Below are 12,027 nucleotides of genomic sequence, written 5' to 3' on the forward strand. Positions count from 1 at the left end.
GGAGGTACGAGTGGGACGGGTCGGGACAGTTGTCGCGGTGGCCGGCGCTCTGGGGGTCGCGGCGGCACGGGCCGGGCGTACCGCCGTCGCCCGGCGACGTTCCCGCGCCGAGGGACGCCCGGGGCGTTGGCAGGTGGTGACGGTCGACCGGCCGCCGGAGCAGGTGCTTCCCGCCGCCGTCTGGCCGGAGCCGCTGCGCCGGCTCGACGGTGCCGTGGAGGTCGCCGTGGCGCGCGCACCGGGCGGGCGGGGCACCGAACTGGCGGCCCGGCCCCGGCCGCACGCGGCCTGGCCCGGGCTCTTCGCGCACCTGGTGGGCGACGACCCGGACCTGCTGGTGCGACGGACGTTGTGGCAGGTCAAACAGCTCATCGAGGCCGGTGAGGTGCTGCGCGCCGACCGGGCGCCCGAAGAGCGCGGGCCGGTGCCGGTCGATTCCCGACGGCCACCGACGGACGGGCCGCCGCAGTGAGAGCGCTCTGCTGGACCGGCGGTGAGCTGGCCGTACGCCAGGTGCCCGATCCGGAGCTGCGCAACGACCAGGACGTGATCGTCCGGGTGCGGCGCAGTGCCACCTGCGGCGCCGACCTGCCGCTGCTCACCGGGCAGGCACCGGGTCTGGCCAGCGGTGACGTGCTCGGCCACGAGTTCCTCGGTGACGTGGTCGAGGTAGGCGCGGGCGTACGGCGGCACCGGGTCGGCGACCGGGTGGTGGTTTGCGCCTCGGTGGCCTGTGGTGCCTGCTGGTACTGCCGGCGTGGGCAGCCGTCGTGCTGCGACAACGGCAGCGCCGAGCCGGCCGCGAGCGAGGCGGAGTGGGGCCATCCGGTGGCCGGCTGCTTCGGCCAGCCCCGGTCCGCCGGTGGCTTCGCCGGCAGCCACGCCGAGTACGTGCGGGTGCCGTACGCCGACGTGGGGGCGTTCCCGGTGCCGGAGTCCGTCGGTGACGACCGGGCCCTGTTCGCCTCGGATGCCGCACCGGCCGGCTGGCTGGGCGCCGAGGCAGGTGCGGTGCGTCCCGGTGACGTGGTGGCGGTGTGGGGGGCGGGGGCGGTCGGCCAGCTGGCCGCCCGCGCGGCCTGGCTGCTCGGGGCCGAGCGGGTGGTCGTCGTGGACCGGCACCCCGCCCGGCTGCTGATGGCGCGGCAGCACGTCGGCGCCGAGACCATCGATCGACGGGAGACCGACGTCGCGGCGCAACTGCTGGAGTTCAGCGGCGGACGAGGACCGGACGTCTGCGTCGAGGCGGTCGGCGGCCCCGCGGGGGAACACCGCTCACTCGCCGACCGGTTCACCGGCCGCGCCCGGGCACCGGACGCGGTCCGGGAGGCGGTGCACTCCTGCCGCAAGGGTGGCACCGTGTTCGTCCTCAACGGCGGTGCCCGCCACGTCGACGCGTACCCGGTCGGCGTGGTGGTGCACAAGGGACTGACGGTGCGCGGCGGGCGGCAGCACGGCCAGCGTCACATCCCCATGCTGCTGGACCGGATGGCCCGCGACGAGCTGCGTACCGAGCACCTGGCCACCCACCATTTTCCGCTGGAGCGGGCCGTCGAGGGGTACGCGCTGTTCCGGGACCGACCCGAGGAGTGCGTACGCGCGGTCTTCACCCCGCACTGACCGGCACCGGGCGGACCGGCGCCGACGATGGCATGATCGCCGGATGGCTGCCCAACGCTCCTACGACGTGGTCCTCTTCGGGGCGACCGGTTTCACCGGTGGGCTCACCGCGCGCTACCTGGCCCGGCACGCGCCACCGGGGCTGCGCTGGGCGATCGCCGGACGCAACCCCGGCAAGCTGGCCGCTGTCCGTGACCAACTGGTCGCGATCGACCCGTCGCTGACCGGATTGCCGCTGCTCACCGCCGACGTCACCGACCCGGCCTCGCTGCGGGCGGTGGCCACCGACGCCCGGGTGGTGGCCAGCACCGTCGGTCCGTACGTCCACCACGGCGAGCCGCTGGTGGCCGCCTGCGCCGCCGCCGGCACCGACTACCTCGACATCACCGGCGAACCGGAGTTCGTCGACCGGATGTACCTGCGCCACCACGCCGAGGCGGCACGTACCGGCGCGCGGCTGGTGCACACCTGCGGCTTCGACTCGGTCCCGCACGACCTCGGCGTCTGGTTCACGGTCAAACAGCTGCCCTCCGACGTGCCGATCACGGTGGACGGGTACGTGCGGGCGGGTGGGCGCTTCTCCGCCGGCACGTACCACTCGGCGCTGACCGCCTTCTCGCGTACCGCCGAGGCGTCGCGGGCGGCCCGCGAACGCCGCGCCGCCGAGACCCGCCCGGCCGGGCGACGGGTCCGGGCCGTGCCGGGCCGGCTGGCCCGCTCCCGGGACCTGCCCGTCTGGGCGGTGCCGCTGCCGACCATCGACCCGCAGGTGGTCCGCCGCTCGGCGGCGGCCCGTCCCGAGTACGGTCCGGACTTCCGTTACCGGCACTTCGCGGCCGTGCGGCGGCTGCCGACGGTGCTGGCCGCGGGTGCGGGGCTCGGTGCCGTGGTGGGGCTGGTGAAGCTGCCACCGACCCGGCGCTGGCTGCTCGGCCGGCTCGCCTCCGGGCAGGGGCCGAGCGCCGAACAGCGGGCGAAGTCGTGGTTCTCGGTGCGGTTCGTCGGCGTCGGTGGTGGACGTCGGGTGGTGACGGAGGTGGCCGGCGGCGATCCCGGCTATGACGAGACCGCCAAGATGCTCGCCGAGTCGGCGCTCTGCCTGGCGCTGGACGACCTGCCGGCCACCTCGGGTCAGGTCACGCCGGTCACCGCGATGGGCGACACTCTGCTGCACCGTCTCACCGCCGCCGGCATCACCTTCCGGGTCCTGGATGAAGGAAGGGCCCCCTCTTGACGCCTGCGGTAGAACAGGGGGCCCGCTTAACACCGCCGTCACCGCGCCGCGCCTGCCGGGGTTGACCCTCGACCAGGGTGAGGGGGCAGGATCACCGGCGTGGAAAGTGACCTGCGCAGCATCGGCGAGCTGGCCCGCGTCAGCGGGCTGACGGTCAGCGCGCTGCGGTTCTACGACGCCGCCGGAGTGCTTGTCCCGGCCCGGGTCGATCCGGCCACCGGGTACCGCTGGTACGCCGAAAACCAGGTCGCGCCGGCCCGCCTGGTGGCCGGGCTACGCCGGATCGGCCTGCCGGTGGCCGAGATCGCCCGGGCGGTACGGGCGGAACCCGAGGTGGTGCGCCGGCTGCTCGACGCGCACCTGCGGCGGTTGACCGACGGGCTGGCCGAGACCCGCCGCGAGGTCGTCCGGATCCGCGGTCTGCTCGCGGCGGACGAGGTCCCGCCAGCCACCCGGCTCGCCCTGACCGGACACGACCTGGCCGCCGCCGTCGACGCGGTCCGGTTCGCGGTCGGCACCGACCCGGCGCTGCCGGGGCTGGCCGGCGTGCTGCTCGACGTGGCCGACGACGGCGTACGGCTGGTGGCGACCGATCGGCACCGGCTGGCGGTGGCGACGGCCGCTGCGACGGTACGCGGTCCGGCGGTGCGGGCGCTGCTGCCCGTGGCCGCGGTCGACCGGTTGCGCCGGCTGGCCGGTGCCTCGGGGGCCGACGAGGCGCGACTGACCCTGGTCGGTCGGCAGGTCGTCGCCGACGTCGCCGGACGCCGGTTGCGGGCCACGACCCTGCCGTACGACTTCCCGGACTACCGTGCCCTGCTGCCGGCGGTGACCAACGGACCGGTCCGCCGCGTACCGGTGGACGCGCCCCGGCTGGTCAGCGCGCTGCGCTCGGGTGCGCCCACGGTGACCCGGGAACACGCGGGCGTCCCGCTGCCGGTGACCGTGCTGGGGCTGGGCGGTCCGGACGCGCTGCGCCTGCTCGGCCCGGACGAGCTGGTCGGGCCGGCCGACGCAGAGCTGCGGGTCGGCGTCAACGGCGGGTACCTGCTCGACGCGCTGGACGCGGCGGGCGGCCCGCGCCTGGTGCTGGAGATGAACGACCCGGTCACGCCACTGGCCATCCGTCGGCCCGACGATCCGGCCGCGTTCTCCATCCTGATGCCGATCAGACTCTGAGAACGGGTGCGGGAGGCGGGGCGATTCGGGCGCGACGGTAGCATCTGGAGGTTCACCCGAGCCCGGACGGAGGCGTACGGAGCAGCATGCTCGACATGGAGTTGATCCGGAAGGATCGCGACGCGGTGGCGGCCGCGCTGGCGAAGCGGCTCGACGCCGCCGAGGTCGACCGGGCGCTGGAGGAGATTCAGCAGCTCGACCGGGAGCGCCGCCGGCTGATCAGTGAGATCGACGGGGAACGCCAGCGCCGCAAGGCCGAGGCCCGGGCGTACGCGCAGGCGAAGCGGGCCGGTGTCGAGCCGCAGGTCACCGACGAGGCCGGCCGTAAGCAGGTCGCGGAGCTGGAGGCGGAACTCGACGAGGTGCAGGCGCGGCTGCGTACCACCATGAGCGAGCTGCCCAACCTGCCCGCCGACGACGTGGTGCCCGGCGGCAAGGAGGCCAACCGGGTGGTGAAGACCTTCCGGGAGCCGCCGGCCATCGAGAAGGTCCGCGACCATGTCGAGTTGAGCCGGATGCTGGGCCTGGTCGACCATGAGCGCGGCGTCAAGCTCGGCGGCTCAGGTTTCTGGATGTACACCGGCCTGGGCGCCCGGCTGGAGTGGGCGCTCATCAACTGGCTGATCGAGCGGAACATCGAGGCCGGGTACGAGTTCCTCCTTCCGCCGCACCTGCTGCTGGACACCGCCGGTTTCGCCGCCGGCCAGTTCCCCAAGTTCTACGACGACGTCTATCACCTCGACAAGCAGTCCGCACCGCGCGGTCAGTTCCTGCTGCCGACGGCGGAGACGGCGATCCTCGGGGCGTACCAGGACGAGATCCTGGAGACCGCGAAGCTGCCGCTCAAGGTGTTCGCCTACACCCCGTGCTACCGCCGCGAGGCGGCCGGATCGCACTCCGACGAGCGGGGCACCGTCCGGGGACACCAGTTCAACAAGGTGGAGATCTTCCAGTTCACCCTGCCCGAGCAGGCCGACGCCGCGCTGGAGCAGATGGTCAACCACGCAGAGAGCCTGGTCGAGGGGTTGGGCCTGCACTACCAGCGCAGCCTGCTCGCGGCCGGGGACTCCAGCGCGTCGATGCGCAAGACCCTCGACATCGAGGTGTTCATGCCCAGCACCGGCAAGTACAAGGAGGTCTCGTCGGTCTCCTGGGGCGGTGACTACCAGGCCCGGCGGGCGGCGATCCGGTACCGCGAGCCGGGCGGCAAGCAGACCCGCTTCGTGCACACCCTCAACGGCTCGGCCCTGGCCACCAGCCGCCTCCTCCCGGCCATCCTGGAGCAGTTCCAACAGCCCGACGGCTCGGTCCTGGTCCCCGAGGTCCTCCGCGACCGCCTCGGCACCGACCGTCTCACCCCTCGCTGACCGGGCCGCTGGCGTTCCCGGCCGGCGCGCACACCGCCACCCCGCCGGCAGGCGCGGCTAGCCGTCGGCGCTGCGCGCCGGCTCGGTGCGCGCTCGCTCGGTGCGCGCTCGCTCGATGTGCGCCGGCTCGCTGTTAATAAGGGGCCCTTTCTCTACCGCAGGCGTTAATAGGGTGCCCTTCCTTCTCAGCAGGGCGGTGAGGAGGAGGGCGGCGAGCAGGATGGTGAGGGTGGTGGGGCCGGCGGTCGCGACGGCGTCGGCCAGCCAGCGTTGCAGGCCGGCGGCGGTGGTGACCAGCGGGTCGGTGAGGGCGTCCCGGCGGCCGGCGACCAGCCGCGCCTCGTACCAGCCGTACCAGGCGACGTAGCCGCCGGCGAGCAGCAGCACCAGACCGCTGAGCCGGGGTGCCCAGGCACCGGCGCCGCGCAGCCGGGCCACCACCTCGCCGCGCAGCAGCGCCACGCCGAGCGCGGCCACCGCCACCACCAGCCCCATCCCGAGGGCGTACGCGCCGAACAGCGCCAGCCCACGCGCCGTCGAGCCGGCCTGAAGGCTGGTCACCACGGTCGCCAGGAACGGCGCGATGGCGCAGCCCAGCGAGGCCGTCGCGTACGCCATGCCGAACAGCACCATCGACGGAACCGACCGGGTCAGCCGGGGCGCCCGGGCCAGCGGACGCGGGCTCGGCAGCCGCCGACCGGCCAGCAGCCAGCAGCCGAGCAGCACCAGCAGCAGGCCCAGCCCCACGGTGAACCAGGGCAGCCGGGGTCGCAGCCAGCCGGCGACCGGGGCCAGCGCCAGCCCGAAGGCGCCGAACACCAGGACGTACCCGAGGGTGAGCGCACCGGCGGCGGTGAGCGCCCGGCCGACGGCACCGCGGGTGTCGGTGGCCCCGGCCACCAGCAGCGACAGGTACGCCGGCAGCATCGCGAAGCCGCACGGGTTGACCGCGCCGAGCATGCCCGCGGTCAGCGCGAGCAGCAGCGGCGCCTCCATCAGGCGGCCAGGGCGGTGACCCGGCGGGTGAGGTCCTCACCGTCCAGGAAGCCCTGGTGGATCACCCGGCCGTCCCGGTCGATGATGACGAAGGTGCTCTGCTCGACGACCTCGAAGCGCCGCCAGAGCACCCCCTCACGATCCTCGATCTGTGGCACCGGGCCCAACTCGAACTCGGTGACGAAGTCGGTCATCGCCTTGCGCTCACCGAGCCCGGCGACGCCGATGATCGGCACGGTGTCCCGGAACCCGGGGGCGATCTCGGCGACCGTCCACGCCTGGCTGGCGCAGGTGGCGCACCAGGGCGCCCAGAACCAGAGCACCACCGGCCGACCGGCCAGGGTGGCGGCGTCGAAGGCCGCACCGTCCAGGGTCGTACCGGTGAACCGGAGGGTCTCCGGCACCGGGCCGGTCGGCCCGGTCGACGGTGGCGCGGCGTCACCCGTGGACGCCGCCGGTCCGGTGGCCGGCGGGGCCGCCTCGGCGCCCGGACCGGTGCCACAACCGGCGGTGGCCAGCACGGCGGCGAGCAGCGCGGCCACGGTGACCACCCCGGTGGACCGACCCGTCGTTGAAACCGACCCCATCCGCGTCTCCTTCGGTTCGCTCGGCCGCCACCCGGGCAGCCGCGCTGCCACCGGCGGCGGGCTCAGGCCTCTGTCAACCGCAGCGCCAGCGCCGGGCACACCTTGACCGCCTTCACCGCGCCCTCCCGCAACCAGGTCGGCACGGGGGTGGGCGGGAAGGCGGGGTATCCGTTCTGGTCGAGCCGGATGAAGTCCGGCACCACGTGGGCACAGAGACCGTGCCCGTCGCATCGGGACCAGTCCAGGACCAGCTTCTTCGGGTCGGGATCGGGCGCGCCGGGCAGGCCCATCAGCCCCTTGACCCGACGGCCGCAGCCCTCGCCGGTGGTGTGCTTCTTCAGGTCCTCGGCGAAGACCTCCATCGCCGAGAGCGCGAAGCGGGACGTACCGTCGGGGTGGCTGCACGCACCGCGGCCCTTGACGTCGCCGGCGGCGGCCCGGACGACCTCCACCGGCGCGCTGCCGGAGACCGCCAGATCGACGGCGCGGGCCAGGTCGGGCAGTCCCCGCTTGCACGGGCCGCACTGGCCGGCGGACTCGCCGGCCAGGTAGCGCACCACCTGCGCGGCCTCGCCGAGCGGGCAGGTGTCGTTGGCGAGCGGAACGATGATGCCGGCGCCGAGCGTGCCGCCGACCGCCGCGAGCCCCTTGCGGGAGACCTCGGCCTTCTCGGCCGCCTCCCGGGTGATCCACTTGCCGTGGTAGCCGCCCATCAGGATGCCCGGGCCGTCCGGCACCTCGCAGAGTTCGAGGATCTCGGCCAGCGGGGTGCCGGCCGCGCACTCCACCACGGCGTGCCGCTCCGCCGCACCCGTGACGCTGAGCAGCACGGTTCCCGGCTCCTCGTCGGTGCCGAGCGCCGCGTACTCGTACGGGCCGAGCCGGGCGGCGATGGCCAGTTGGGCGTACGTCTCGGCGTTGGAGAGCAGCGTCGGCAGCCCGCCGACCCCGGAGTCGCTGGAGCGCTTCTTGGTGCCGGGCGGGATGTGCGGCAGCCCGTTGATCCCGTTCACCAGCGCGCCACCCTCGCCGCTGATGAAGCGGTGCGGCACCGTCACGACACTGGTCGGTGCCGGCATCCGGCGCTCGTCCAGCGCCTCCATCAGGGAGTCCCGGCCGATCAGGTCGTCGGCCACGCAGAGCACGATCTCCTCGGCGTCCAGCGCGAAGGCGGCCAGGGCGGCGCCGTCGAGAATCAGGTGCGGGGCCCGGGTGAGCAGCACCTTGTCCTTCCAGCTGGCCGGCTCGCCCTCGGTGGCGTTGACCACCACCACTGGCGGCAGATCCTGGCGTTCACAGGACTCCAGCACCGCCCGCAGCTTCCTGGCGAACGGGAAACCAGCACCGCCCTTGCCCTTGAGCTGGACGCCGTCGGCGAGGCGCAGCAACGCGGAGGGCTCCATCGGGCTGATCGGGCCGTGCACCATCTCGTGGGCACGCAGGTCGAGACGTCCGAACTCGGCGAACCCGGCGGTGAGCCGGGGCTCACCGACGGCGGCCACCGGTGGAACGGTGGTACGCATCGTCATTTCGCCTCACCCCGCAGCCCGGCCCAGTAGGCACCGTCCACCGAGTCCGGGTCGGCCTTGCGGCGGCGCCGGCTCTCCGCCGACGAGGCCCGGCGGGCCCGCCGGGAGGCCAGGTCGACCAGGGTGGGGGTGTCGTCGTCGGCCGCGTCGTCCGGGGCGTACCGCGCCGGCGGGCGCCAGTAGTCGGTCTCCGCCTCCGGCACGTCGTCCTCGGCGCTGTGCCGCCCACCGCCGCTGCGGGGCGCGGCGGAGATCGGCGAGCCGGAGATGGGCGCACCGGAGATCGGGCCGGCCGACTCCCACCGACGCGGGCTGTCCCACGGCTCCTCCGGCTCGTCCACCGCGCGCTGCGGCGGTGCGGAGTACCGGCTGGCGGCCTCGGAGCGGCGGGAGCGGCCGTACTCCTCGTCGTCGTCGCGGCGACGGCGACGCGTCGGCTCCTCGTACTCCAGCATGTCCTCGTCGCGACGGGCCGCGCGCCGGCCCACCGGCTCACGCTCCTCGTCGCGCCGCGACCGGCGACGGGTCGGCTCCTCGTCGCGCCGCGACCGACGGGCCACCGGCTCCAGATCCTCCTCGACCCGCGCGGAACGCCGGCCGGTGGTCTCCAGCTCCTCGTCCCGCCGGGACCGCCGGCCGGTCGGCTCGGCATCGCGGCGGCGGCGCGTCACCGGCTCCAGCACCTCGGTTTCGCGGCGCACGACCCGCTCCAACTCCTCCTCGTCACGACGCGAGGCACGCCGGACGACCGGCTCGAACTCCTCGTCGAGGCGGTCCCGGCCGGGCCGCACCGGCTCGCGCAGCGTGCCCGGCTCGGGCACCACCGGCACGGTGAACCGCTCCGGGTCGTTGCGGCGGATGGTGGGGCTGGCCCAGGTGCCGGAGGTGCTGTCGGCCCAACTGGTGTCGCGGCGGACCCGCTTCTCGCGGCCGTCGTCCGCGGCACCCCGGCGGCCGGTCAGCGTGCCGAGCAGGTTCTTGCCGAGGGTCTCCTCGGTGGACTTGCTGCCGGTCATGATCTCGTTCAGGGCGGCGGCCTGCTGCTGCTCGCGACTGCGTCGTTGCAGCGTGACCGAGAGCCGGACCATCAGGGCGACCACGACCAGCAGGACGCACGCGAAGTAGCTCAGTCCCACCCAGGTGGCGGGCGGGCGGCCGGCGAGCAGACCGTGGAAGATGGCGAACGGCCAGGAGACGTACGCCATGGAGTGCAGCGCCCGCCACACCCACTTCGGCCCGACGTCGGCGAACCGGGCCCGGATGATGCCGGTCCAGAGCACGCCCACCATGAGCAGCGCGGCGATGGTGCCGAGCCCGACGTAGAGGCCCCGGCCACCGACGAACGGCACGGCGGCGTCGGTCACCCCCGCCCGGCCGCTGGCGATCTTCGTGATGACGTGGAAGCCCAGGCCGGCCACGCCGAGGACGCCGGTGGCCCGGTGCGCGGACTGCAACAGCACCCGGTGCCGGATGAGCAGCACCAGCCGGTCGGTGGCGAGCAGCCCCATCATCACCGTCAGGCTCAGCGCGACCAGCGCGATCACGCCGGCGAAGAACTCGGTGAAGAAGAAGCCCATCGCGTACATCTTCTGGCCCGCGCCGGTGAGCATGGTCAGCGCCCACAGCGCGGCCAGCCCGGAGGCGGAGAGCGCCAGGATCTGGCCGCGCGACCAGACGCGGATGCCTCGACTGCTGCTGCTGGTACGGACGGCAGGAGTCTTCTCGTTCTGCGTAGCCCGGGCCATCTGCTCCTCGATCGTCTCGCGGCGGCGCACCGCCGGCCGACCCTGTTCCCCACTCCAGTACGCAGCACGGCTCCGGTCGGATCAGTGTCAGAAGAAAAAATCTCGACGAGTTGTCGAACCGTCCCGCCGCCGGGCGCGTGTAACGGCCGCGCCGCCGGCCACCCACGTCGATGCATTGACAGTCATTGAAACGAGCTTGTAACCTTTCGGAAATTTTCAGTCCCGGCTGCAAGATCCGGGCAACCGCCTCACCTCCCCCGTCCCCCGGCACCCCTGGAGCATCCGATGCATCGACGTCGACTCCGCCCGGCGATCGTCGCCCTCGCCCTGATCGTCGGCCTCCTCGCCCCCGGCGTGGTGACCACACCCCCCGCCGCTGCCGCCCCGAGCGGTGGCAAGAAGGTCATCGCCAACCTCTTCGAGTGGAACTGGCCCTCGGTCGCCAGCGAGTGCACCAGCACGCTCGGCCCGAAGGGCTACGGCTACGTCCAGGTCTCCCCACCGCAGGAGCACGTACGCGGCAACCAGTGGTGGGTGGCCTACCAGCCGGTCAGCTACCGGATCGAGTCCCGCAAGGGCACCCGTGCCCAGTTCAAGTCCATGGTCGACACCTGCCGGGCGGCCGGCGTCAAGGTGATCGTCGACGCGGTCGTCAACCACATGTCCGGACAGTCCGGCGGCGGCACCGGCTGGGCCGGCTCCACCTTCCAGCACCACGTCTACCCCGGCATCTACCAGGCGCAGGACTTCCACTACTGCGGTCGCAACGGGAACAACGACATCGTCAACTACAACGACCGGTACGAGGTGCAGAACTGCGAGCTGGTCAACCTGGCCGACCTCAAGACGGGTTCGGACTACGTCCGTTCCCGGCTGGCCGCGTACCTGAACGACCTGCTGTCGCTCGGCGTGGACGGCTTCCGGCTGGACGCCAGCAAGCACATGCCAGCCGCCGACATCGCCAACATCCTCAGTCGACTGAACCGACCGGCGTACATCGTGCAGGAGGTCATCTACGGCGCGGGCGAGCCGATCACGCCGAACGAGTACACCGGCAACGGTGACGTGCACGAGTTCCGCTACGGCAAGGACCTGGCCCGGGTGTTCCGCTCCGAGCGGCTGGCGTACCTGCGCAACTTCGGCGAGGGCTGGGGGCACCTGCCCAGCAACGTGTCATCGGTCTTCGTGGACAACCACGACACGCAGCGCGACGACGGTGGCGTGCTCACCTACCGCGACCGGGGCATCTACGCCCTCGCGAACGCGTTCATGCTGGCCTGGCCGTACGGCTCCCCGACGGTGATGTCGAGCTACACCTTCAGCGCCCGCGACGCGGGCCCGCCCTCCGACGGCAACAACAAGACGCTCAACACCGTCTGCTACTCGGGCTGGGAGTGCGAGCACCGCTGGCCGGTGATCGCGAACATGGTCGGCTTCCGCAACGCCACCGAGGGCGCCGGGGTCAGCAACTGGTACGACAACGGCAACAACCACATCGCCTTCAGCCGGACCGGCCGCGGCTACCTCACCATCAACGACGAGGACTTCGCGATCAACGGCCGCTCCTACTACACCGGCCTGCCGGCCGGCCGCTACTGCGACGTCATCCACGGCACCTTCGCCAACGGCACCTGCTCCGGCCCGGTCATCACGGTCGACGCCAACGGCTGGTTCGCCGCCAACATCCCCGCCCACGACGCCATAGCCCTCCACCTATCCGCCCGCCTCCCCTAACCCCCACCCCACCCCCACCCACCCCCCACCCCACCC

At 73.3% G+C, this 12,027-nt stretch carries 10 protein-coding genes; 6 read left to right on the forward strand and 4 right to left on the reverse strand.

All coding sequences use genetic code 11. From position 1 onward, the window contains the following. Positions 1 to 37: 37 nt before the first annotated feature. The 5 genes from SM447_RS24470 to serS all read left to right on the forward strand — a co-directional run bounded on the left by SM447_RS24470 (position 38) and on the right by serS (position 5,400). Complete coding sequence (locus SM447_RS24470; RefSeq protein ID WP_474575202.1) at positions 38 to 472, forward strand: hypothetical protein; 435 nt, start codon at positions 38 to 40, stop codon at positions 470 to 472. After that, positions 469 to 1,620: an alcohol dehydrogenase catalytic domain-containing protein gene (locus SM447_RS24475; protein WP_474575203.1), complete on the forward strand. Its 1,152-nt coding sequence runs from the start codon at positions 469 to 471 to the stop codon at positions 1,618 to 1,620. Before SM447_RS24470 ends, SM447_RS24475 begins: the two co-directional genes overlap by 4 nt. A 43-nt stretch (positions 1,621 to 1,663) precedes the next feature. Then, positions 1,664 to 2,854 carry a saccharopine dehydrogenase family protein gene (locus SM447_RS24480; protein ID WP_474575204.1) on the forward strand — a complete coding sequence of 397 codons (1,191 nt, stop codon included), beginning with the start codon at positions 1,664 to 1,666 and terminating at the stop codon, positions 2,852 to 2,854. A 99-nt stretch (positions 2,855 to 2,953) separates the two neighbouring features. Further along, positions 2,954 to 4,033 (forward strand): DNA polymerase III subunit beta family protein, encoded by a 1,080-nt coding sequence (locus tag SM447_RS24485; RefSeq protein WP_474575205.1) that lies wholly within the window; start codon positions 2,954 to 2,956, stop codon positions 4,031 to 4,033. An 86-nt stretch (positions 4,034 to 4,119) separates the two neighbouring features. Beyond that, the gene (gene serS, locus SM447_RS24490; RefSeq protein ID WP_474575206.1) at positions 4,120 to 5,400 is read left to right on the forward strand and encodes a serine--tRNA ligase; all 1,281 of its coding nucleotides are present in this window, start codon (positions 4,120 to 4,122) and stop codon (positions 5,398 to 5,400) included. Between the two features lie 57 nt (positions 5,401 to 5,457). Here serS and SM447_RS24495 read toward each other — a convergent pair whose 3' ends face one another. From SM447_RS24495 to SM447_RS24510, 4 genes are all read right to left on the reverse strand, one after another. Continuing rightward, positions 5,458 to 6,396 (reverse strand): cytochrome c biogenesis CcdA family protein, encoded by a 939-nt coding sequence (locus SM447_RS24495; protein WP_474575207.1) that lies wholly within the window; start codon positions 6,394 to 6,396, stop codon positions 5,458 to 5,460. Beyond that, a complete protein-coding gene (locus SM447_RS24500; protein WP_474575208.1) occupies positions 6,396 to 6,983 on the reverse strand; it encodes a TlpA family protein disulfide reductase in 588 nt (195 codons plus the stop codon). The genes SM447_RS24495 and SM447_RS24500 overlap by 1 nt, the downstream gene beginning before the upstream one ends. Positions 6,984 to 7,045: 62 nt before the next feature. Next, positions 7,046 to 8,512, reverse strand: a complete 1,467-nt coding sequence (locus SM447_RS24505) for an NADH-ubiquinone oxidoreductase-F iron-sulfur binding region domain-containing protein (protein WP_474575209.1) — start codon at positions 8,510 to 8,512, stop codon at positions 7,046 to 7,048. Then, positions 8,509 to 10,287, reverse strand: coding sequence for a ferric reductase-like transmembrane domain-containing protein (locus SM447_RS24510; RefSeq protein ID WP_474575210.1), 1,779 nt, complete (start codon positions 10,285 to 10,287; stop codon positions 8,509 to 8,511). The genes SM447_RS24505 and SM447_RS24510 overlap by 4 nt, the downstream gene beginning before the upstream one ends. Before the next feature lie 255 nt (positions 10,288 to 10,542). On the opposite strand from SM447_RS24510, the gene SM447_RS24515 reads away from it, so the two are divergent. Then, positions 10,543 to 11,991 (forward strand): alpha-amylase, encoded by a 1,449-nt coding sequence (locus SM447_RS24515; protein ID WP_474575211.1) that lies wholly within the window; start codon positions 10,543 to 10,545, stop codon positions 11,989 to 11,991. The last annotated feature ends 36 nt before the right edge of the window (positions 11,992 to 12,027 follow it).

The sequence above is a fragment of the Micromonospora aridisoli genome (genome assembly GCF_056150025.1).